Genomic DNA, 22,583 nt, shown 5'->3' on the forward strand with positions numbered 1-22,583 from the left:
ATGACCAAGATCCCTAAACCATCCCCACCGTCTTCAGCCGCGCGCGGGGGTGGATTTCGTTCTGGCTCATCACCACGGTCTGGCCGCGGAAGCGTTCGATGATCGAGCGGACATAGGGGCGCACGCCCGGGCTGGTCAGCAGCACGGCGTGCTCGCCGGCCAAGGCGGCGCGTTCGAAGGCGTCGCGGACGCCGCGGATGAAGTCCTGCAGGCGCGAGGGCGGCAGGGCCAGCTGCTTGTCGTCGCCGGGGCCGATGAGGGCTTCGGCGAAGGCCTGCTCCCAGTCGGCCGAGAGGGTGATGATCGGCAGGGCGCCGTCGTCGCCGCGATTGGCCCAGCACAGCTGGCGCGACAGGCGGGCGCGCACCTGCTCGACCAGCAGGGTGACCGAGGCGGTGTGCGGCGCCGCCTCACCGATGCCTTCCAGGATCTGCGGCAGGTCGCGGATCGAGACCCGCTCGCGCAGCAGCGACTGCAGCACGCGCTGCACCGTGGCGGCGGTGGCCGTGCCCGGGATTAGGTCGTCGACCAGCTTCTTCTGCGACTCGGGCAGCTCCTTCAGGAGCTTCTGGACCTCGGCGTAGGAGAGCAGGTCGGCCATGTTCTCCTTGAGGATCTCGGTCAGGTGCGTGGTCAGCACCGTGGCCGGATCGACGACCGTGTAGCCGCGGAAGGTGGCCTCCTCGCGCAGGTCGTCGGCGATCCAGGTGGCCGGCAGGCCGAAGGCGGGCTCGCGCACGTGCTCGCCGGGCAGCTCGACCTGGCCGCCGCGCGGGTCCATGGCCATCAGGCTGCCCAGGCGCACTTCGCCGGCGCCGGCTTCCATTTCCTTGATGCGGATGGCGTAGCCCTGGTTGGCCAGGCGCATGTTGTCGAGGATCCGCACCGGCGGCATGACGAAGCCGAACTCGCCGGCCAGGGTCTTGCGCAGGGCGCGGATCTGGTCGGTCAGCTTGCGGCCGTCCAGGTCGTTGATCAGGGTCAGCAGGCCGTAGCCCAGCTCGATCTTGACGTCGTCGATGGCCAGGGAGGCGCTGATCGGCTCTTCCTCGGCCTCGGTCGGCCCGGAGGCGGCCTCGAGCAGGGACGGATCGATGGGCTTGGGCTTCTTGGCGTCCTGGATGCGCTTGTAGGCCAGGGCCCCCGCGCCCAGCGACAGCACCGCGAACGGGATGATCGGCATGCCCGGGATCAGGGCGATGATGCCGGACGAGGCCGAGACCATGCCCAGGCCCGCCGGGTTCATGGCCAGCTGGGTCGTCAGGGCCTTGTCGGCCGAGCCTTCGACGCCGGCCTTCGACACCACCATACCGGCGGCGATCGAGATGATCAGGGCCGGGATCTGGCTGACCAGGCCGTCGCCGATGGTCATGATGGTGTAGGTCGAGGCGGCCTGGCCGATCGGCAGCTTGTGCTGCACGACGCCGATGATGATGCCGCCGACGATATTGATGCCGGTGATGATCAGGCCGGCGATCGCGTCGCCCTTCACGAACTTGCTGGCGCCGTCCATGGCGCCGAAGAACGTGCTTTCCTGTTCCAGTTCCTTGCGGCGCAGCTTGGCGCCTTCCTGGTCGATCAGGCCGGTCGACAGGTCGGCGTCGATCGCCATCTGCTTGCCGGGCATGGAGTCCAGAGTGAAGCGGGCGGCGACTTCGGCGATGCGGCCCGAACCCTTGGTGACGACCATGAAGTTCACCACCACCAGGATGATGAAGACGATCACGCCGATGACGAAGTTGCCTTGCATCATCAGGTGACCGAAGGCCTCGATGACCGCGCCGGCCCCGCCGGTGCCCTCCTGGCCGTGGCCTAGGATCAGGCGGGTCGAGGCGACGTTCAGGCCCAGGCGATACAGCGTCGAGACCAGCAGGACGGTCGGGAACGAGGTGAATTCCAGCGGCCGCTTGATCAGGATCGCGGTCATCAGGATCAGCACCGAGCCGGTCACCGAGATGGCCAGCAGCATGTCCAGCAGCATCGGCGGGACAGGCAGGATCAGCAGGACGATGATGCCCACGACGCCCAGCGCCAGGCCCATTTCGCCGCGCAGGAAACCATCCAGCAGCGACCGGGCGCTGGGCATGGAACTGGCGGTCTTGGGGACGGCGGCGTCGGCCATGCGGAACCTTGAACCGTGGAGGGAAAGCTAGACCAGCGCTTGGAGCGATTTGCGGTCCGCCGCCATCTCCTTAACGAGAATTAGCCATGTTCGGCGCTGGACGGATGGTCGCGGCGCCGAGCCATGTCGTCACACCTAAGCGGCGGCGCCGACCCCGCCCTGCGGCGGCGGAACGGGGACGCCGGCGTCGCCATATTCCTTGAGCTTGTTGCGCAGGGTGCGGATCGAGATGCCGAGGATGTTGGCCGCGTGGGTGCGGTTGCCCAGGCAGTGTTCCAGCGTGTCGATGATCAGCTTCTGCTCGACCTCGGCGACGGTCGAGCCGACGAAGGTGCGCGAGACGGCGTCTGCGGCCATCTGGGCCCCGCGGGCGACCGCGACGTCCGGCGCGGGCGCCAGTTGCTGGCCGTCGGGCAGGCGGATGGCGAATTCCTCGATCTCCGGACCGCTCGACAGCAGCACGGCGCGGTGCATGGCGTTTTCCAGCTCGCGGACGTTGCCCGGCCAGCGGTGGGCCAGCAGGCGACGCTTGGCCTCGGCCGAGATCGGCTTTTCCTCGACGCCGTTGGCGGCCGCGTACTTCTTCACGAAGAACTCGCACAGGCTCAGCACGTCGCCCGGACGCTCGCGCAGCGGCGGCAGGCGCAGGTTCACGACGTTCAGGCGGTAGAGCAGGTCTTCGCGGAAGATGCCGTCCTTCACGGACTGGGCGAGGTCGCGGTTGCTGGTGGCCAGGATGCGGATGTTGACCTTGACCGGCTTGGAGCCGCCGACGCGGTCGATCTCGCGCTCCTGGATGGCGCGCAGCAGCTTGGCCTGCAGGCGGACATCCATTTCGCTGATTTCGTCCAGCAGCAGGGTGCCGCCGTCGGCTTCCTCGAACTTGCCGATGCGGCGGGCCATGGCGCCGGTGAAGGCGCCCTTCTCGTGGCCGAACAGCTCGCTTTCCAGCAGGTTCTCGGGGATCGCGGCGCAGTTGACCGAGATGAACGGCGCCTTGGCCCGGCGCGACTTGCCGTGGACGTAGCGGGCCATGACCTCCTTACCCGAACCGCTTTCGCCGGTGATCAGGATCGAGGCTTCGGACGCGGCGACCTGGTCGGCCAGCTTTATGACCGACTCCATGGCCGGGTCGCGGACGACCATCGGCTTTTCGTCGTCGGTGACGGCGGCCAGGACAGCCGCGATCAGCTCGGCGTCCGGCGGCAGCGGGATGAACTCCTTGGCCCCGGCCTTGATGGCGGCGGCGGCGCGCGCCGGATCGGCGTCGACGCCGCAGGCCACCACCGGCACCCGCATCCGCTCGGCCTCGTTGGCCGCGATCAGGCCCGCGATATCCAGCGAGTACTCGACCATCAGCAGGTCGGCGCCCTGCCCGGCGCGCAGCGCGTTGGTCGCCTGCTCCGTCGTTTCGACGTGCGAGACCTTCGCGCCCGCGTTCATCGCCATCTTCACGGCGACCGAGAGCTGCCCGTTCAGTTTTCCGACGACCAGAAGCCGCATTTTCTACACTCCCTCACGGACGGCAGGGCGTTAGCCCTGGTCGCCGTCCTTGATGATTTCCGTCATGGTCACGCCCAGGCGCTCGTCGACGACGACGACCTCGCCCCGGGCGACCAGGCGGTTGTTTACGTAGATGTCGATCGCCTCGCCGACCTTGCGGTCCAGCTCTAGGATCGAGCCCTGGTTCAGCTGCAGCAGCTGAGCCACCGACATGTGGGCGCGTCCCAGCACGGCCGAGATGTTGACCGGGACGTCGAAAACCGGCGCCAGGTCCGACGCGGTCTTGTCGCTGAGCTCGACCGGCATTTCGGAGGCCAGCATGCTGCCTCCGAATTCGTCGAGCGGGAGATTGTCGTCGGCCATCTTAGGTCAGCCTTTTCAGGAGAACAGGGGTTCGGCGTGGAGACCTTCGGCGGCGATGGCCGCTTCCAGCGCTTCGGCGACGCGTTGGGCGGCGCCGTCTGGATCAAAGGCCGCGCGGCCCTCCCCCCAGTCGAAAGTGAAGGCCGCGGGGGCCATGGCGCCATCGGCGCGGGCGACGATCTGGCCCTGGAAGCCGATCTGCGTCGCCACCTGCTCCAGCGCGGCTTGGGTGCGCTCCTCCAGCTCGGGCGAAACCCGGACGAAGATGCGCGGCTGAGCCTCGACTTCGCGGGCCAGGGCCTCCAGCGCCGCGGAGACCGGAGCCTCGGGGAAATGTTGCAGGGCCGCGTCGGCGATCTTGCGGGCGCAGGCCAGGGCCAGCATGGCCGCGCCTTCGCGGTGCTCGTGCGCCACATGGGTCAGCGACCCGAACGCCTCGCGGATGGCGTGGGCCACCTCGTTCAGGGCGTGGGCGGCTTCCTGCTCGGCGCGGGCCACGGACGAGCGCTCGCCCTCCTGGTAGGCCTGGGCCTTGGCCGCTTCGATCTCCTCGAGGGTGAAGTTCTTCTTCACCTTCGGCGGAGTGTAGGCGACGCGACCACGGTCGTCGAAGACCGTGCCGAAGTCGAATCTGCGGTGAGGGGTGTCGTTCATGCCATCCGCCTCAGTAAATCAGCTCGTCGTCGCCGCCGGAGCCGGCCAGCATGATTTCGCCCTTGGCGGCCAGATCCTTGGCGACCTGCACCATGCCCACCTGGGCGGCGTCGACGTCCTTCAGGCGCACGGGGCCCATGCTCTCCATGTCCTCGCGCATGATCTTGGCCGCGCGCTCCGACATGTTCGAGAAGAACATGTCGCGCAGCTTGTCCGAGGCGCCCTTCAGGGCCAGGCCCAACTGTTCCTTCGGCGTGCCGCGCAGCAGGGTCTGGATGCCGCCCGGGTCCAGCTTCGACAGGTCCTCGAACACGAACATCAGGGCCCGGATGCGCTCCGCCGCCTCGCGGTTGCGCTCCTCCAGGGCCGCGATGAAGCGGGCTTCGGTCTGGCGATCGAAGTTGTTGAAGATCTCGGCCATCATCTCGTGGCTGTCGCGCTTGGACGTGCGCGCCAGGTTCGACATGAATTCGGTGCGAAGGGTCATCTCGATCTTGTCGAGGATCTCGCGCTGCACCGGCTCCATCCGCAGCATGCGGGTGACGCATTCCAGGGCGAAGTCTTCCGGCAGGCAGGCCAGCACGCGGGCGGCGTGGTCGCTCTTCACCTTCGACAGGACCACCGCGACGGTCTGCGGGTATTCGTTCTTCAGGTAGTTGGCGAGCACCGCCTCGTTCACGTTGCCCAGCTTGTCCCACATGGTGCGACCCGCCGGACCGCGGATCTCCTCCATCAAGGCGTCGACTTTTTCCTGCGGCATGAACGAGGCCAGCAGGCGCTGGGTCTGTTCGTAAGAGCCCATGATCGCGCCCGTCGAGCTCATGCCCGAGACGAACTCGACCAGCAGATCTTCGACGACGCTGGCCGAGACCGTGCCCAGGCCGGCCATGGCCTGGGAGACCTCTTTGATCTCCTCGTCGTCCAGGGCTTCCCAGATCTTGGTGTGGTCTTCACCGAGGGCGAGCAGAACGATCGCGGCCTTTTCCGGCCCCGACAGGTTCTTGATATCGGTGACGGCGGCTTTCATGGCCATCAGGTCGACTCGTGCAGCCAGTTACGGAGGATCGCGACCGACTCGTCCGGATGCTTTTCGACGAACTCGGACACCCGCTTGATCGACGAGGCCTTAACCTGCCCCTCGATCTTGGCGATATCGATGCGCGAGTCGATGTCGGAGGTCGGACCCGCGATGGCGATCGGCTCGCCCGACTGGTCGACCACGACCTGCTGCTGGGTGCCGTCCGAGAGGGTGACGAGGCGAGTCACCTGGACCCCGCTGCCGCCGCCGCTGCCGATCGGGCCGGCCAGGGCCATCTGGCCCGGCGCGGGGGTCGACAGGTTCTTGATGAACGGGCGGACCGCGAACAGCAGAACCAGCAGGGCGACGATGCTCAGGATGCCCAGCTCGGCGAAGCGCATGATGTCGTTCTTGTCGAAGCCGGCCAGCAGTCCTTGCTTCTCCAGGCCCTGGTCCTCGGGCTGCGGGAACTTGATGTTGGTGACCTTCACCTGGTCGCCGCGCTGAGCGTCGAAGCCCACGGCGGTCTTCACCAGCTCCTCGATCTGCGCGATCTCCTGGGCGGTGCGCGGGGTGTAGGCGCCCGGCTTGCCGTCCTTGCCCGGAGGGGCGGTGATCCCGTCGATGGCCACGGCCACGGCGACCTTGCGGATCGTGCCCGGCTCGCGGACGGTCGTGGTGACCGACTTGGAGATCTCGTAGTTGGTGACGCTCTCGTTGGCGTTCGAGCGCGAGCCGAGCTGCTGGAAGCCGTTGGCGCCGCCCTGACCCGGCACGTTCGCGGTCGCGGTGACGCCCGAGGTGTCGTCGTTCTTGGTCTCGCTGTTGCCCTGCTCGTTGGTGCTTTCCGAGCGGACGACCTGGCCGTCCGGGTCGAACTTCTCTTCCTGGGTGGTGACGCGGTTCAGGTCGAGGTCGGCGGTGACGTTGACGCGGGCCTTGCCCGGGCCGAGCACGCCTTCGATCATGTCCTTGACGGTCTTGGCGATACGGGCCTCGGCCTCGGTGCGGCGATCCTCGGCTTCCTTGCCGGCCAGGCTGTCGTCGCTGGGGGCCGACAGGGTCTTGCCGTGCTGGTCGATGACCGCGACCTTCTCGGCCTTCATGTTCGGAACCGACGAAGACACCAGGTTCTGGATGGCGCGGACCATTTCCGACGAGGGCTCGCGAGAGCCGACGCCGATGGTCACGGCGGCCGACGGTTGCTCGGCGTCTTCCTCGAACAGCTGGCGTTTGGGTAGCACCAGGTGGACGCGGACGCTGTTGACGCCCTGCATGGCCTTGATGGTGCGTTCCAGCTCGCCCTGCAGGGCGCGCTGACGGTTCAGCTGCTGGACGAAGTCGGTCTGACCCAGCGCGTTGTTGCCGTCGAAGATTTCGTAGCCGATCGAGCCGGAGCTCACGAGACCCTTGCCAGCGACCATCAGGCGGGCGCTTGCGACCTTGTCGCGCGCCACCATGATCGTCGAGCCGTCGCCCTTGGTCTCGTACTTGATGCCGGCTTGGTCCAGCGCCTGGGTGACCTGCGAGGCCTCCTTCAGGTCCAGGTTCGAATAGAGCAGCTCATTGGGCTCCTTGCCCATGAACATGACGAGGGCCACCAGAACCGCGACGACGCCGGCGCCCACGCCAAGCATCGCGGCCAGACGGCCGACGCCAAACTGCTTGATCGAACCCAGAAAGCTTTCCACGAAGCCTCACCCTTGATCCCACGGTCCTCCACGAGGGAGGAACCGACAGGGCGAACGAGAACCGCCCGTCGGTAGGCAGGATTTACCCAGTACAAGGTAAACGAGGCGTTTATATTTGGATCCGGAAGGGCCGCGAGGCGGCGCCAAAACGTCGCGGCCGCCCCCTCTCGGGAGCGGCCGCTGAACGTCGTCGAACCCTTGTGGCGCAAGGCCTGCAGGGTTTTCTGAGGTAGCAAGAGGTGGCGACATTGACGCACCTCCTCTAGCCGAACGGCCTACCTTTAACGGTACTGCTGGATCCGAGTGGTCCGCAGGCCCGCCAGGCCGTGCCGGTCGATCGACTGCTGCCAGCTGAGGAACTCATCGTTCGTCAGCTTGTAGCGATCGCAGGCCTCGTCGAGCGAGAGAAGACCCCCGCGGACGGCGGCCACGACCTCGGCCTTCCGACGGATCACCCAACGTTGGGTTTCCGGCGGCGGCAAATCCGACAGGGTAAGAGGCGCACCGGTAGGACCGATAACGTACTTTTCACCCCGGCTGTTCGTGCGCTGCTGTTGCAACATGGCTTTACGCCTTTCCCACAACCATCACTGTTGAGGCCTCACTATAGGCGCCGCCTAATAACATCGGCTTAATCCCAATAGTAAAGAAGGCCTGAACAGGGTGGCTCCCTTAGCAGTCAGTAGTGTCTCGATGTGAAACACAAGAATTAAAGAGCGTTAATCCCTATGATCAGCGCTTAATATTCAAGAGTTCTTCGAGCATCTGATCGGCAGTCGTGATGATTTTCGACGACGCCGAGTAGGCGCGTTGCGTGGTGATCAGGCCCGTGAACTCAGTAGACAGATCGACCGTCGAAGCTTCCAGCGTCGACGGCGCCAGCGCGCCGGCCCCGCCCGAGCCCGGAGCCTTCAGGCTGTAGGTGCCGCTTTCGTTGGTGACGCGATAGGCGTTGCCGTTCACGCCCTTCAGGCCGTTCGGGTTGCTGAAGGTAGCGACAGCGACCTGGGCGATCCGGCGGGTGACGCCGTTGTCGAAGATGGCCGAGACGTAGCCGTCGTCATCCACCTCGATGTTGGTCAGGTTGCCGAAGGCCGTACCGTTGGTGTTCACCGACTGGACGACCGACTGGCTGTTGTACTGGGTCAGGCCGCCGGCGGCGTTGGCAAGGTCGATCTGAACGTCCTGGGTGTCGATGCCCAGGCTGTCGGCCCAGATTGGCGGTTGCGGCAGCGGCGGGGTGACCGGCGGGGTCGGCTGGACGGTCAGCGGGGTGCCCGAGGCCTTGACCGAGATCGAGGTCGGGCTGGTGCCGCCGAACAGGTTGCCCGTGCTCTGCAGCTTGCCGTCGGTGGTGAACTTCACCAGGCCCGAGCTGATCATGCCGTTGGCGTTGTTGGCCAGGTCGCCCGGCTTGGCGCGCAGTTCGGCGTACCATTCGTTCGGCCCTGGGCCCTTCAGCAGCGACAGGGTGACCGTGCGCTGGCCGCCCTTGGAGTCCGAAAGCGGGACCTGGATCTCGAAGTCCGGCTTGACGCCCTTGGTGTTGTTGAGGGCGTAGTCCGACATCGACCAGGTCGACGGATCGTACAGCTTGCCCAGCTTGACATCGGCGTCGGTGGCGATGCCCAGATCGACCAGGTTGACCTTGTCGCCGGCGGCGTTGATCGCCGTGTCCGTCACGTTGCCGGCCGGCGTGGCCGCGCCCTTGTAGTCGATGGTCGAGCTGACCAGCGCGCCGGTGCTGTCGTAGCCGACCTTGCCGCTGGCGACGATCACGCCGTTTTCCTTGATGTCGACCAGATACTCGTTGTTGGCGCCGACCGGATTGGCCACGCCCGTAGAGCTGTAGACGACGTCGAAGTTGTGGCTGACCAGGTTGTCGTCCTGGACGTTGCTCTTCGACGGCGAGCCGGCGGTGCCGACCTTGTACGAGACGGCGGCGGCCACCGGCTGTTCCGAACGCAGGTTGGCGTTGATGCCGACGCGGGTCGTCTTCTCGGCGGTGCCGCCGACGCTGCCGACGTTGATCGACGACAGCTGCATCAGGTCCGACGGGTCGGGCGTGATCTGGCCGCTGACCGGATCGGCCAGCCAGCCTTGCAGGTACAGGCCGGCGTCATTGCGCAGGTAGCCCAGGTTATCCAGCTGGAACGAACCGGCGCGGGTGAACGAGCGGGTGTCCGTCGCGGTCAGGTTTTCCGGCTTCTCGGTGGTGACGAAGAAGCCCGCGCCCGAGATCGACAGGTCGAGGTTCGAGGTGGTCGACTGGGTCAGGCCCTGCTGGCTGACGTACTGGTGCGTCTGGGCCTTCACGCCGCCGGCGCTGTAGGCCTGGTTCTTCGAACCCGAGGTCACCAGGGTCGAGAAGTTGGCGCTGGAGCGCTTGTAGCCGACGGTGTTGACGTTGGCGATGTTGTCCGAGATCGCGGCCAGGGCCGACGAGTTGGCGATCAGGCCGGAAACGCCGGCGAGCATGGCGCTGTTGATGCTCATGACTGAAATCCTACTTCTAAATGGGGTTCGAAGGGTTCAGCGCTGTTTGCGTTTGGGTCCGGGGGAAGACCGTCTTCCGGGGACCGCGTCGGCGTCATTCTGACGCCCGTTCGATAGGGTGGCGAAGAGACCTAGGCGGCCTTGTCTTCCGTCTTGGTGTCGGAGTTGGCGGCTACGGCGGTGATGCCGATGACGTTGTCGATGGGGACGGCCTTGCCGTTGATGATGACCTGCGGCGAGCCGGTGGAGTTATCGACCGCCGTGACCACGCCTTCGGTGCGGCCCTTGACGTTCGTGGCCTTGATCTCCTTGCCGTCCGCGCCCTTGGCGCTGACGGCGATGGTGTAGACGCCGCCGTCGGGCAGCTGGGCCCCGCTGTCGTCCTTGCCGTCCCAGGTGATGGTGTGGTCGCCGCTCTTCTGGTCGTCCGGCTTCAGGGTGCGGACCACCTTGCCGGCGGCGTTCTTGACGTCGATCGACATCGAGGTCGAAGCGCCCGGCTGGCTCCACGAGAAAGTGGCCTTGCCCCCCGTCAGCGTCGAGTTGTCGCTGGTGGCGGTGACCTGCTTGCCGATCATCGACACGCCTTCAGACAGGTTGGTGCCCGTGTTCATGCCGACCAGAGCGGCCAGCAGGTCGTTGGTGACCAGCTGCTGCTCGACCCCCGTCATCTGCGTGATCTGGCTGGTCATTTGGGTCGTGTCGGTCGGCGACAGCGGATCCTGGTTCTTCAGCTGGGTGGTCAGCAGCTTCAGGAACGTCTGCTCGTTGTTGGCGAGCGAGGTCCGTGAGTTGTTGATCTTGTTCAGGACCGAAGAGGTGTTCTGAGACGAGATGGCGTCAGCCATGGCTCGGTCCTTCCTTAGATGCGGATGTCGAGACCGCTGTCGGCAACCGTTTTCAGGCCGGGCAGCAGGTCAGCGGGGGTGATGGCGATGTCTTCCTCGCCGGTCAGGGCGGCCTGGAAAGCGCGGCCGGAGAAGGCGCGCTGTCCCTGGTCGCCGAAGTCCTGGAAGGCGAGGAAGGGGTTGGAACTCTGGCCGTTGTTCTGGCTGGAGACATCGAACGACAGGCCGTTGTCGGCGACGTTGAAGCCAGCGTCGTTCAGGGCCTGGCGCAGCTCGCCCGCCTTGCTGCGCAGTTCCTGCGCGGCATGGAGGGTGTCGAACTTCATCGAGGCGGTCATCGCGCCGTCGCGGCCGATCTCGATGCGCACATCGACCTTGCCCAGGTTGTCCGGGGTCAGGGTCACGTCGAAGCGGGTGGCCTTGTCGGCGCGCTTGAGGATCTCGGCCGACAGGGCCGCGACGGTCTCGGGCGAGCCACGCACCGGGGCCGGCGCGGCGGCCGAGGCCGAGGCGCTGGCGGCCTGAGCCTGGGCGACCGGAGCCGCGACGGCCATGGCGTTGGTGTCGACAGCCGCGGCGGCGGCGGCCGGCGCCTCGACCGAAGCGATCGTCGCAGCGGCCTTTTCGGAGCCCTTGGCGTCGTTGGTCGTCTCACCGCCAGCCGAGCCGCCGGCGACGGCGGTCACGGCCTGGGCAGTCTCGACGGCGACGGCGTCAGCGAGCTTGGCCTGGGCGGTCAGCGGCGACTGCGCGGCCTTCGACGGCTCGGCGGTCTTGGTCGCGGTCTGGGCGGCTTCGGGCGCGGCGGCCTCGGCGGCGACGTCCGTAGCCGCCGAGGCGGCGTCGGCGGTGACGGTTTCGGCGACGACCGGCGCGGCCTCGACGACAGGCGCTTCGACCAGTTGCGCGGCGACCTGAACGGCGGGGGCCGGCGTGGCCGGTTGGGCGACGGCGGCCTTCGGGGTGTCAGGGGTCTTGGTCGTTTCGGTCTTGGCGTCGGCGGCCTGGGGGGCGGTCAGGTCGTCGGTCGAGGCCGGGGTGGCGGCGTCGCCGGCCAGGGCGGCCAGCGCCTCAAGGGCGGCCGCGTCGACGGCATGGCCTTCCGGCGCGGCGGCGATCGGCGCGGTCGCCTGGGCCTGAGCGGCGACCGTCTGTTGTGGCGCCTGAGCGGGCGTAGCGGTTTCGGCGGCGGCTGGCTGGGCGGCGACCGGCCCGGCCTGGGCGGTCTGCACGGCGGCGGCGAAGTCGGCGGCCTGGTCAGCGACAGTGGCCGTCGCGTCGGCGACGGGTTGAGCGTCGGCGGCGGCTTCAACCTTGATCGGCGTCTGGATCGGGGTGGTCATGGCGGCGATCAGGGTAGCGGCGGCCTGGGCCGCGGCGTCGGCGGCGGCCGTCGCGTCCGTCTGGTTGGCGTCCTTGTCCGAAACCTTGTCGTCGACGGCGTCGCCCTTGGCGTCCTGGCTGGCGTCGGCCTTGTCCGAGGCCTTCGCATCGGCCTTTGCGTCGGCGGCGTCGGCTTTCTTGGCGTCTTGAGCGGCCTTGGCGTCATCCGCCTTGTCGGCGCGATCGGCGCGCTTGGCGTCGGTCTTGCTATCCGTCTTGGCGGGCTTGTCGGCCGCCTTGGCGTCCCGCTCGTATTTGGCGTCGTTCTTGTCGTCGCGAGCGTCGCTCTTCGATTCCGTCCGCGACGGAGCGCGCGGCGCGGGCGCCTCGTCGCTCTTGCCGGCGATGGCCAGCAGGGCGTCGAAGCCGTCGTTCGACGCCTTGGCGCTCACCACCGGGGTCGGCGCGGCGGGAAGAGCGGCGTTGGGTGCGGCGATCGCGGTCATTCGCAGTCGTTGCTCGGTTGGGACGGCGGTCCATGACGAACGCGCCTTTGTCCGGCCTCCCTTACGCAACGGTCGGGCCAACTCGCCAAAACCGGGTCAAGTATCTGTTTTAGTTCGTTTTAATGGCTTGTTTACGAAGCAAATACGCTCTCCGTGCGGCGCTTTTTGCCGAGCCCGCCCGGTCGAAAGGGACGGGAGTTGCCGCGTCGACCCGTCGCGAGGCCAGTTGGCGCCGTCCTTGCGCATGATCCCTCGTCGAACTTCCGACCACCGGAACTTTTCGCAATGAATTTCAATAGCTTGGTAAATATCGGGAACGCCATTCCCTCCGCGACCCGGCAAGTTTCGCCGGGCAACGACGCGTCGTGCGTTGCGCGGTTTGCCCAGCTTAAGGGAGCTGCCGCATGTCGCTGAATGCGATCATGAACACGGCGACGTCCGGCATGATGGCCGCGCAGACGGGTCTGCGCGTCACCTCGGACAACATCGCCAACGTCAACACCACGGGTTACGTCCGCAAGACGATCTCCCAGTCGAACCTGCTGTCCAACGGCATGGGCGTGGGCGTCAGCATCGACGCCATCAAGCGCGCGACCGATCGGTTCCTGCAGTCGGCCAGCCTGAACGCCGCCTCGGACAGCGGGCGCACCTCGGTGGTGAACGACACCCTGAACCGCGCCCAGCAACTGTTCGGCGACCCCAGCGGCGACACCAGCTTCTTCTCGACCCTGGACGACATCTTCTCGGCCTTCTCGTCGGCGCAGGACGATCCGTCCTCTTCCCTGCTGCGCACCCAGGCGCTCACGCGGGTGGACGACTTCCTCAGTGAATCGAGCCGCATCACCTCGTCGCTGTCCAAGCTGGGCAAGGACGCCGACACGCGCATCTCGGCCGATGTCGACCGCGTCAACGACCTGCTGAGCCAGATCGACGGTCTCAACACCGACATCACCCGCGCCAAGGTGGCCGGCGCCGACGCCACCGGAGCCGAGAACGTCCAGAGCAGCCTGGTCGACGAACTGGCCAAACTGATGAACGTCCAGGTCACGCCCCGCCAGCTGGGCGGCGTCTATGTCCGCTCGACGGAAGGCCTGTCCCTGGCCGGCGACGGCGCGGCCAAGCTGACCTACCAGACCTCGGCCACGGCCACCGGCTACCTGACCGTGCAACTGGCCAGCGGCTCGGTGCAGCCCACGCCGATGAACATCTCCAGCGGCGAGATCAGGGGCCTGCTGGACGTCCGCAATACCGAGCTGGTCAATCTGTCCGACCAGTTGGGCGAGTTCACCTCGCGCGCGGCCGAGGAGATCAATCGCGCCGCCAACGCCGCCTCGTCGGTGCCCGCCCCGACCAGCATGACCGGCCGCAACACCGGCCTGGACGACACGGCCGCCATGACCGGCTTCACCGGCAAAACGACGATCGCCCTAACCGACAGCAGCGGCGTCATCCAGCGCCGGATCGACATCGACTTCGACGCCGGCACGATGAGCGTCAACGGCGCGGCGGGCCCTACCTTCAATCCGTCCGACTTCATGGCCCAGCTGAACACCGCCATGGGCGGCATGGGCGCGGCCGGCTTCTCGGGCGGGGCCATGACCCTGACGGGGAACGGCGGCCTGGGTGTGGCCATCCAGGACGATGCGACCAACCCGTCGAGCAAGGCCGGCAAGGGCTTCAGCCACTATTTCGGCCTGAACGACATCCTCCGCACCAACGGCTATTCACCGTACGAGACCGGCCTGACCGCGGCCGACCCGAACGGCTTCACCTCGGGCTCGATGACCATCCGCCTGACCGATGTCGAGGGCGGCCGCATCCGCGACATCGTCGTCGACCCGCCCGTCGGCGGCACCATGCAGGACATGCTGGACGCCCTGAACTCCCGCGCCTCCGGCGTGGGCCTCTACGGCCAGTTCTCACTGAACGCCAAGGGCCAGATGAGCTTCTCGTCGAACGGCGTTACGCCGGTGACGATGTCTGTCCAGGCCGACACCACGGAACGCGGTCTTGGCGGCCCTTCGGCCAGCCAGCTGTTCGGCATTGGCCCGGCCGAGCGCAGCACGCGGGGCGAGAAGTTCTTCGTCAGCAAGGCGATGAACGAGAACCCGAAGCTGCTGCCCCTGGCCCAGCTGGACCTGAGCCAGGCCGTCGGCGGCAACGCCGCCCTGGCCGTCGGCGACGGACGCGGAGCCCTGGCCCTGGCCAAGTCCGGCGATACCACCGCCGGCTTCTCCGCCGCCGGCGACGCCGACGCCGTTCATATGAGCGTCAACCGCTACGCTTCCGACTTCAGCGGCTCGATCGCCCGCAAGTCCGCCACCGCCGCCAGCCGCAAGGACGCCGCCGACGCGGTGTCCAGCGAAGTCGACAGCCAGCGGCAGTCGGAAGAGGGCGTAAACCTCGACGAAGAACTGATCAACCTGACCACCTATCAGCAAGCCTTCAACGCCTCGGCCCGTCTGATCCAGGCGACCAAGGACATGTATGAAGTGCTCACCGGACTCCTGGGGTAAGCCATGACCCGCGTCTCGACCGTTCAGAACTACAACATCATGACGGCCAACCTCATGAAGGCGCAGATCCGCCAGAATGACGTCGGCGCCCAGGTGTCCAGCCAGAAGGTCGCCAACGACCTGAAGGGCTACGCCAAGAACGCCGAAATCCTGACCGCCATGCGGGGCACCCAGAACCGGATTAACGGCCTGCTCGACCAGTCCAAGCAGGTCAATAACCGCCTGGAGATGCAGGACACGGGCCTGGGACGTGTCGCGGACGCCACCCAGAGCGCGCGCGGGGCCATCGCCAACGCGCTCGCCGCCGGCAACGCCACCACCCTGATGCAGCAGATGCGCGCCGCCTTCGGCGACGTGGTCCAGGGCCTGAACACCAAGTCGAACGGGCTCTACGTGTTCTCAGGCGCCAAGACCGACACGGCCGCCACCTCGGCCACCACCATGAACGATCTGACCGCCGCGCCGGCCACCGCCGACCTGTTCCACAACGACCAGTACATCACCACCAACCGCATCGACGAGCAGACCAACGTCAAGACCGGCGTTCTGGGCGACGCGATCGGCACGAACGTGTTCGACGCCTTCAAGCAGGTGCAGGCCTATGTCGACGCCAATGGCGACTTCACCGGCAAGCTGGACGACACCCAGGTCCAGTTCCTGACCGGCCTGCTGAGCACGTTCGACGCCGCCCAGAAGGGCGTGGTCGACCTGCAGGGCAAGAACGGCGTGACCCAGAAGCGCTTCGAGGCCGCCACCACCGACCTGTCGAACCAGGCCGACACCCTGACCGGCATGGTCGGCGGCATCACCGACGTCGACATGGCCGACGCCGTGACCCGCCTGGAAGCCGCCAAGCTGGCCGTCCAAGCCTCGGCACAGGTGTTCACCAGCCTGCAGGCCTCGTCGCTGCTGAACGTGCTGAAGTAGCGGATGCTCGCCCGCATCGCGGGGGAGGAGAACTCGCAAAAGCGCCCCCTAACCGCTATATGGCGGCGATGGACGCCGACTTGCTGACCCCGACCGCCCCTAACGACGCCGACACGCTCATCGCGCGGGCGGTCGAACAGGTGCGCGCGGCCGTCGGCCTGCCGGAGGGGACGCGGATCGTCGCGGCCATGTCCGGCGGCGTGGATTCCACCGTCACCGCCGCCCTGCTGGCCCGCGCCGGCTATGACGTGGTGGGCGTAACGCTGCAGCTCTACGACCACGGCGCGGCGATCACCAAGAAGGGCGCCTGCTGCGCCGGCCAGGACATCCTGGACGCCCGCATGGCCGCCGAGCGCATCGGCATCCCGCACTACGTGCTCGACTACGAAAGCCGCTTCCGCGAGCAGGTCATCGAGGACTTCGCCGACGCCTATCTGCGCGGCGAGACGCCGATCCCGTGCGTGCGCTGCAACCAGACGGTCAAGTTCCGCGACCTGCTGGACGTGGCCCGCGACCTGGGCGCCGAAGCCATGGCCACCGGGCACTATGTGCAGCGCGCGTTCGCCGGTGGCGGCAACCGCCCCCAACTGCGCAGAGCCGCCGACCCAGCCAAGGACCAGAGCTATTTCCTGTTCGCCACCACGCGCGACCAGCTGGACTTCCTGCGCTTCCCTCTGGGCGGCATGGACAAGCCGACCGTGCGCGCCGTCGCCTTTGGTTTGGGCCTGGCCATCGCCGACAAGCCCGACAGCCAGGACATCTGCTTCGTCCCCGAGGGCAAGTACACCACGGTGATCGACCGCATCCGCCCGCACGGCGCTGAAGCGGGCGACGTCGTGCATCTGGACGGCCGCGTGCTGGGCCGCCACGAGGGCGTGACCCGCTACACCATCGGCCAGCGCCGGGGCCTGAACATCGCCGTCGGCGACCCGCTGTTCGTCGTGAAGATCGACGCCGACAAGCGCCAGGTCATCGTCGGCCCGCGCGAAGCCCTGCTGACCGCCGCCCTCACCCTCAAGGAAGGCAGCTGGCTGGGCGGCCAGGACAGCCTGGAGGCCGCCGCCGAGGACGGCCAGCCGGTGCTTGCCCGCGTCCGCTCGACCCGTGAACCCGTCGCCGGCCGCCTGGCGATCCGTGACGGCGAGGTTTCGGTGGTGTTCGACGGCGCCGAGGAAGGCGTAGCGCCCGGCCAGGCCTGCGTGCTGTACGATCCGGCCGATCCCGAACGCGTTCTGGGCGGCGGCTTCATCGCCGCTACGACGCGCCAGATGGATCTCCCGGAAGCCTGAGTGGCGCCCAGGCGTTGGATCTGGGATGTCCAGCGATCATAGTCTCCCGATGTCCCCGCAACGCGTCCGCGTCATCGACCTCGAGACCGCCGGTTCCGGCCCGCACGATGTCTGCGAGATCGGCTGGCAGGATGTCGTGCAGGATCCGGGCGGCCTCTGGCGGATCGACGACGAGGGACGCGGCGCGGCCTTGGTGAATCCCGGTCGGCCGATCACGCCCGAGACCATGGCCGTTCACCACATCATCGACGCCGACGTGGCGGGCGCGCCGTTCTGGAAGGACATCGCGCCTCAGGTCCTGCGCCCCGAAGGCGGCGTCCAGGCCCTGGCGGCGCATCGCGCGGCGTTCGAGCAGCGCTTTTGCACGCCGAAGTTCACCGGCGACGCGCTCTGGATCTGCACCTGGAAATGCGCCCTGCGCCTGTGGCCGCATCTGCAGGGCTTCTCCAACCAGATGCTGCGCTATCAGCGGAATCCCGAGGGCCTGGTCCGCGACCTGGGCCTGCCGGCCCACCGCGCCCTGCCCGACGCCTATGTCACCGCCCACCATCTGCGCGACATGCTGAACGCGGCCTCGCTGGAGCAGTTGCTGGCCTGGAGCGCCGAGCCGGGGCTGCTGGTCCGCGTGCCGGCCGGTCCCGATCGCGGTCGTCCCTGGGACAAGCTCAGTGGCGAGAGCCTGCGGACCCTGGCCCAGGACCGCGACGTCAATATCCGCTTCAGCGCCGAGACCGAGCTGCGGCGGCGGGGCGATATCGACGCGGCGCCCGAGACCGCCCTGCCCGCTCAGCCCAAGCTGCTCTAGGTCCCCATACGAAAAACCCCCGCCGGCGAACCGACGGGGGTGTTTTGCGTCAAGCTGACGAAGCGAGGCTTACGCGCCGCCCGGGAAGCGGAAGGGGACCTTCACCGAACCGGTCTTGGCGCCCATCGGCAGCTTCTCGGCGATGCACATGGCGGCCTTGTCGAAACCCTTGCCGGCGGCGCTGTTGTCGACGACCTTGCAGTCCGACAGCTTGCCGGCGTCGGCGGTGCATTCCAGCATCACCTGGGCGGCGTCGCGGGTGTTCGCGAACTGCTGGAGGCAACGGCCCATCTGGTCTTCGAAGCCGCCGGCGGCCGAAGCGGCCTGAGCGACGAAGAAGCTGCCGGCGATACCCGCGGCGATCGCGATCGAGAATTTCATGGTTTGCTGCCCCTTGCGGCGTTCAAATCTGATGTGACTGTTTTCGCAGGCAGACGCCAAAGAATGGCTAAGGTTCGCGGTTAATCATTTCCAAAAATGGTGAATGACCGCGGGCGGATGAAATTGGGGGAGGACCACACCGTGACGACCAAGCATCGCCTCTACGGAATGGCCTTCGCCAGCGTGTATCCAGCCTACGTCGCCAAGGCCGAGAGAAAGGGCCGCACGCGCGCCGAGGTCGACCAGATCATCCTCTGGCTCACCGGCTTCACGCCCGAGGCGTTCGAGGCCCAGATCGCCAGCAAGACGGATTTCGAGACCTTCTTCGCGCAGGCGCCCCGGCTGAACCCGGCGCGCGCCGAGATCAAGGGCACGGTGTGCGGCGTCCGCGTCGAGGACGTTGCCGAGCCGCTGATGCGCGAAATCCGCTACCTGGACAAGCTGGTCGACGAACTGGCCAAGGGCAAGGCGATGGAGAAGATCCTGCGCGGCTGAGGGACTATTCCGCCGCGATCTTGGAAGCCTCGAGCGCCTCGCCGACCGTCAGCAGCGAATCTTCCTGCATCGTCCGCTCAAGGTCACGGAGTTGCACGACATCGCCGCAGGCCTCGCAGGCCAGGACAGGATGGAAGGCGCAGCCACACGTCTTGTGGCGGAACATGTTCGGCGACTTGTCGCGGCCGTAGATGTGACGATCGCCCCACTCGGCCATGGTCAGCAGCACGGGCGACAGGGCCAGGCCCTTGTGGGTCAGCCAGTATTCGTGGCGCGGCGGACGCTCGGAATAGCGGCGGGTTTCCATGACGCCGTGGGCGACCAGGGTCTTCAGCCGCGCCGCCAGGACGTTACGGGCCACGCCCAGCCGTTCCTGCCACTGCTCGAAGCGTTTCACCCCGGCGAAGGCGTCGCGCAGGATCAGCAAAGTCCACGGGTCGCCCACCACTTCCAGCGTGGCGGCGACCGAGCATCGTTCGTTCGTATAGTCAGCAGTGCGGCCCATTTCGTGAAGTTGAGACGTTCCGCGAGGGAAAGCAAGAGAGCGTTGCGTTTGAATATGAACCATAGTAGGTTTTTTATCGCAATTGACTATCTCGGTTATTGCACGACTGGCGAGGCGCGGCGGTCTCGGTCGACAGCGCCTCGCCCCTTTCCCATCGCATCCTCGCAACCCACTTGCGCATGATGAGGCGATGAAGGCCTATCTCGCCTCAAATACGTCTTCAGGGAGCTAAACCATGTCCGCGTCCGATCCCGTCGTCATCGTCGCCTATGCCCGGACGCCCATGGGCGGCTTCCAGGGCGCCCTGGGCGGGGTGAAAGCCACCGAACTGGGCGCGACGGCGGTCAAGGCCGCGATTGAGCGGGCTGGCGTCGCGGGCGACAAGGTCGAGCAGATCTTCATGGGCTGCGTGCTGCCCGCCGGCCTTGGCCAAGCGCCCGCCCGCCAGGCGGCGCTGGGCGCGGGGCTTCCCCTTTCCGTGGAGGCGACCACCGTCAACAAGATGTGCGGCAGCGGCATGCAGGCCGCGATCATGGCCCACGACGCCCTCAAGGCCGGCTCGGTCGACGTCGTGGTGGCCGGCGGCATGGAGAGCATGACCGGCGCGCCCTACCTGATGTCCAAGCACCGCGGCGGGGCCCGCATCGGCCACGATCAGCTGTGGGACAGCATGTACCTGGACGGGCTGGAGGACGCCTACACCCCCGGCAAGCTGATGGGCGCCTTCGCCGAGGATACCGCCGCCCAGTACCAGTTCACCCGCGAGGCCATGGACGACTACGCGACCAAGGGCCTGATGAAGGCCAAGGCCGCCGTCGAGAGCGGGGCCTTCAAGGCCGAGATCACCCCGGTCACCGTCGTCACCCGCAAGGGGACCGAGGTGGTCGACACCGACGAGCAGCCGGTCAAGGCCGATCCGGCCAAGATCCCGACCCTGCGCCCGGCCTTCAGCCGCGACGGCGGCGTCACGGCGGCCAACAGCTCGTCGATCAGCGACGGCGCCGCCGCCCTGGTCATGACTCGCGAGAGCGTCGCCAAGGCGCTCGGCCTGCCGATCCTGGCCCGCGTGGTCAGCCACGCCGCCCACGCCCACGAGCCGTCCCTGTTCGCCACCGCCCCGGTCCCGGCCATGCGCAAGGCGCTGAAGAAGGCCGGCTGGAGCGTCGAGGATGTCGACCTGTTCGAGATCAACGAGGCCTTCGCCGTCGTGCCGATGGTCGCCCAGCAGGAGCTCGGCTTCGATCCGGACAAGCTGAACGTCAACGGCGGCGCCTGCGCCCTTGGCCACCCGATCGGCGCCTCGGGCGCGCGGATCCTGTGCACCCTGATCTCGGCGCTGCAGGCGCGCGGCAAGACCAAGGGCCTGGCGTCCTTGTGCATCGGCGGCGGCGAAGCCACGGCGATGGCGATCGAGCTGGTCTGAGTTCGGCAACGCCTCCCCCGCAACGCGGGAGAGGATCACGCGTTGGAAATGGCATGACCGACACCTTCCGCCATAACCCCGAACTCAGCCGCTACGAGCTGGAGGTCGACGGCCTGCTGGCCGTGGCCGACTATCAGCGCTCCGGCCACCGGCTGGTGATCCCGCACGTCGAGGCCGATCCGGCCCTGCGTGGAACCGGAGCCGCCGGACGGCTGATGACCAAGGTCGCCGAAACGGCGCGCGCCGAGGGCATGCGGATCACCCCGCTGTGCTCCTACGCGGCCGCCTGGCTGAAGCGGAACGATCCGGACCTGATCGCCTAGGGCTTGGGTGCAGGCGGCGGACTCTCGAAGCTGCCCGCCGGGCCTGGGAACACGACCGGGCTTTCCCAGCCGTCGGCGCTGACCGACGAGACCCCGAAGAAGAAGTCGTCGATCACCAGGTCCTTCAACGTTGTGGTCGTCGCCGCGTCCGGAACCCAGCGGCTGAAGCGCCAGGTCGGATCGGTCGTGCCGCGCCACCACACCCGGTGCCCGGCCGCGCTCGGCGTCGCAGCCCACGAGACCTTGGTGTCCGGGCTGACCGCGCCTGCGATCTTGACGTCCGTCGGCGGCGTCGGGGCCGAGGCCAGGCTGGCCATGGCGATCGTGTTCAGCCGCGTGACCTGAGCCAGATAGTTGAAGTCGACGCCCTCGATCACGTCGCCATAGGGCTTGCCGTTCTCGGTGCGCAGGTTCTGGTGCTGACGGTCGTAGTTCTCGACCGCCTCGGTGACGCGCACGGCCGGATAGCCGGCCTCCAGCACGGGCACCTGGTCCCCGCCCCGGCCGTAGCGGTCGGTGCGATAGACCATCATCACGTCGAAGTTCGTGAGATAGCGGTCGGCCAGGCCGTCCAGGAACCGGGCGAGGTTACGCGACGGGCTGTCGACCTCGCCCCCGTTGTAGCGGCGGCCATTGGCCTGCTCCGGCGTCTCGACGGCCTTGGTGCCTTCGGAGAAGACCCGGACGTGGGTGTTATCCATCAGCCCGCTCTGGCCACGGCTGTTGCCGACGATGTCGTTGTTGAGGTCGGCCTCGACCTTCCAGCCCTGAGCGCGCGCGTAGTCGGCCAGCACCTTACCGCCGTAGAGCCCCTGCTCCTCGCCCGACAGGACCGCGAAAACCAGGGTCGCCGGGAACCTGTGCTTGCTGAGCACCCGCGCCGCCTCGATCACCGCCGCTGTGCCCGAGCCGTCGTCATTGGCCCCCGGCGCGTCGCTGGTGAAATCCATGACGTCCGTGACGCGGCTGTCGATGTGGCCGGCGATGATGATCACCCGGTTCGGATCGCTGGTCCCCTTCTGGATGGCCAGGACGTCCTCCACCACGACGCCGTTGGGCGCGCGCTTGCCGGTGAAGGTCTGCGAGGGCGTCTCGATCGTCAGGCAGCCGCCGCAGTCCTTGGAGATCGCCTCGAAGCGGGCCTTGGTCCAGCGGCGAGCCGCCCCGATGCCGCGCTTGTCCGACTTGGTGTCCGACAGGGTGTGGCGGGTGCCGAAACCGACCAGCGCGCGGATCGTGCTCTCCAGCGCCTTGGGATCGACGTCGGCGGCGATGGTCCGCAGCAGGGGCTGGTCTGTGGTCGGCGCCGGCGTTTCCGCATGGGCGACGCCCGCGGCCATCAGGCTAGCGGCGAGGACGAGAGACAGGCGCATCGTAGCTCCGGAGGCAGCGCGA

Annotated in this window: 20 protein-coding genes; 7 read left to right on the forward strand and 13 right to left on the reverse strand. The window is 67.4% G+C overall.

Annotated features, from left to right (window positions below; all coding sequences use genetic code 11):
* Positions 1-13: 13 nt before the first annotated feature.
* From flhA to CSW62_RS27285, 10 genes are all read right to left on the reverse strand, one after another.
* Positions 14-2,122: a flagellar biosynthesis protein FlhA gene (gene flhA / locus CSW62_RS19625; protein ID WP_099580722.1), complete on the reverse strand. Its 2,109-nt coding sequence runs from the start codon at positions 2,120-2,122 to the stop codon at positions 14-16.
* 135 nt (positions 2,123-2,257) lie between these two features.
* Complete coding sequence (gene flbD / locus CSW62_RS19630) at positions 2,258-3,625, reverse strand: sigma-54-dependent transcriptional regulator FlbD (protein ID WP_099580724.1); 1,368 nt, start codon at positions 3,623-3,625, stop codon at positions 2,258-2,260.
* A 30-nt stretch (positions 3,626-3,655) separates the two neighbouring features.
* Positions 3,656-3,988: a flagellar motor switch protein FliN gene (gene fliN, locus CSW62_RS19635; protein ID WP_099580726.1), complete on the reverse strand. Its 333-nt coding sequence runs from the start codon at positions 3,986-3,988 to the stop codon at positions 3,656-3,658.
* A gap of 15 nt (positions 3,989-4,003) precedes the next feature.
* Positions 4,004-4,642 (reverse strand): flagellar assembly protein FliH, encoded by a 639-nt coding sequence (locus tag CSW62_RS19640; RefSeq protein ID WP_099580728.1) that lies wholly within the window; start codon positions 4,640-4,642, stop codon positions 4,004-4,006.
* A 10-nt stretch (positions 4,643-4,652) separates the two neighbouring features.
* On the reverse strand, positions 4,653-5,675 hold the full coding sequence (gene fliG, locus CSW62_RS19645; protein WP_099580731.1) for a flagellar motor switch protein FliG: 1,023 nt from the start codon (positions 5,673-5,675) through the stop codon (positions 4,653-4,655).
* Entirely contained in the window at positions 5,675-7,351 is a 1,677-nt protein-coding gene (fliF, locus tag CSW62_RS19650; protein WP_099580733.1) for a flagellar basal-body MS-ring/collar protein FliF, read from the reverse strand. The genes fliG and fliF overlap by 1 nt, the downstream gene beginning before the upstream one ends.
* A gap of 281 nt (positions 7,352-7,632) precedes the next feature.
* Positions 7,633-7,914: a CtrA inhibitor SciP gene (gene sciP, locus CSW62_RS19660; RefSeq protein WP_099580735.1), complete on the reverse strand. Its 282-nt coding sequence runs from the start codon at positions 7,912-7,914 to the stop codon at positions 7,633-7,635.
* A gap of 169 nt (positions 7,915-8,083) precedes the next feature.
* On the reverse strand, positions 8,084-9,847 hold the full coding sequence (gene flgE / locus CSW62_RS19665) for a flagellar hook protein FlgE (RefSeq protein WP_099580737.1): 1,764 nt from the start codon (positions 9,845-9,847) through the stop codon (positions 8,084-8,086).
* A gap of 131 nt (positions 9,848-9,978) precedes the next feature.
* Positions 9,979-10,695: a flagellar hook assembly protein FlgD gene (locus CSW62_RS19670; protein ID WP_099580739.1), complete on the reverse strand. Its 717-nt coding sequence runs from the start codon at positions 10,693-10,695 to the stop codon at positions 9,979-9,981.
* Between the two features lie 14 nt (positions 10,696-10,709).
* Positions 10,710-12,524, reverse strand: a complete 1,815-nt coding sequence (locus CSW62_RS27285) for a flagellar hook-length control protein FliK (RefSeq protein ID WP_255408379.1) — start codon at positions 12,522-12,524, stop codon at positions 10,710-10,712.
* A gap of 404 nt (positions 12,525-12,928) precedes the next feature.
* On the opposite strand from CSW62_RS27285, the gene flgK reads away from it, so the two are divergent.
* The 4 genes from flgK (at position 12,929) to CSW62_RS19695 (ending at position 18,061) form a co-directional block, all read left to right on the forward strand.
* Positions 12,929-15,040, forward strand: coding sequence for a flagellar hook-associated protein FlgK (flgK, locus tag CSW62_RS19680; protein WP_099580741.1), 2,112 nt, complete (start codon positions 12,929-12,931; stop codon positions 15,038-15,040).
* 3 nt (positions 15,041-15,043) lie between these two features.
* The gene (locus tag CSW62_RS19685) at positions 15,044-15,967 is read left to right on the forward strand and encodes a flagellin (RefSeq protein WP_099580743.1); all 924 of its coding nucleotides are present in this window, start codon (positions 15,044-15,046) and stop codon (positions 15,965-15,967) included.
* A gap of 68 nt (positions 15,968-16,035) precedes the next feature.
* Positions 16,036-17,256, forward strand: a complete 1,221-nt coding sequence (mnmA, locus tag CSW62_RS19690; protein ID WP_199170647.1) for a tRNA 2-thiouridine(34) synthase MnmA — start codon at positions 16,036-16,038, stop codon at positions 17,254-17,256.
* A gap of 49 nt (positions 17,257-17,305) precedes the next feature.
* Complete coding sequence (locus CSW62_RS19695; RefSeq protein ID WP_143324430.1) at positions 17,306-18,061, forward strand: exonuclease domain-containing protein; 756 nt, start codon at positions 17,306-17,308, stop codon at positions 18,059-18,061.
* 69 nt (positions 18,062-18,130) lie between these two features.
* On the opposite strand, the gene CSW62_RS19700 is transcribed toward CSW62_RS19695, so the two are convergent.
* Positions 18,131-18,442, reverse strand: a complete 312-nt coding sequence (locus CSW62_RS19700) for a hypothetical protein (protein WP_099580748.1) — start codon at positions 18,440-18,442, stop codon at positions 18,131-18,133.
* Between the two features lie 168 nt (positions 18,443-18,610).
* Here CSW62_RS19700 and CSW62_RS19705 point away from each other — a divergent pair, with 168 nt between their 5' ends.
* The gene (locus tag CSW62_RS19705) at positions 18,611-18,937 is read left to right on the forward strand and encodes a DUF2200 domain-containing protein (protein WP_233206803.1); all 327 of its coding nucleotides are present in this window, start codon (positions 18,611-18,613) and stop codon (positions 18,935-18,937) included.
* Positions 18,938-18,941: 4 nt separating this feature from the next.
* Here the strand turns inward: CSW62_RS19705 and CSW62_RS19710 are convergent, their stop codons facing one another.
* The gene (locus CSW62_RS19710; protein WP_099580752.1) at positions 18,942-19,442 is read right to left on the reverse strand and encodes a helix-turn-helix domain-containing protein; all 501 of its coding nucleotides are present in this window, start codon (positions 19,440-19,442) and stop codon (positions 18,942-18,944) included.
* 235 nt (positions 19,443-19,677) lie between these two features.
* Here CSW62_RS19710 and CSW62_RS19715 point away from each other — a divergent pair, with 235 nt between their 5' ends.
* Together CSW62_RS19715 and CSW62_RS19720 are read left to right on the forward strand one after the other, a co-directional pair.
* Entirely contained in the window at positions 19,678-20,865 is a 1,188-nt protein-coding gene (locus CSW62_RS19715; protein ID WP_099580754.1) for an acetyl-CoA C-acyltransferase, read from the forward strand.
* A 53-nt stretch (positions 20,866-20,918) separates the two neighbouring features.
* On the forward strand, positions 20,919-21,188 hold the full coding sequence (locus CSW62_RS19720; RefSeq protein ID WP_013080474.1) for a GNAT family N-acetyltransferase: 270 nt from the start codon (positions 20,919-20,921) through the stop codon (positions 21,186-21,188).
* Here CSW62_RS19720 and CSW62_RS19725 read toward each other — a convergent pair.
* Positions 21,185-22,561 carry a M20/M25/M40 family metallo-hydrolase gene (locus CSW62_RS19725; protein ID WP_099580756.1) on the reverse strand — a complete coding sequence of 459 codons (1,377 nt, stop codon included), beginning with the start codon at positions 22,559-22,561 and terminating at the stop codon, positions 21,185-21,187. The genes CSW62_RS19720 and CSW62_RS19725 overlap by 4 nt on opposite strands.
* Positions 22,562-22,583 lie beyond the last annotated feature (22 nt).

It is taken from the genome of Caulobacter sp. FWC2 (genome assembly GCF_002742625.1).
GTDB lineage: Bacteria > Pseudomonadota > Alphaproteobacteria > Caulobacterales > Caulobacteraceae > Caulobacter.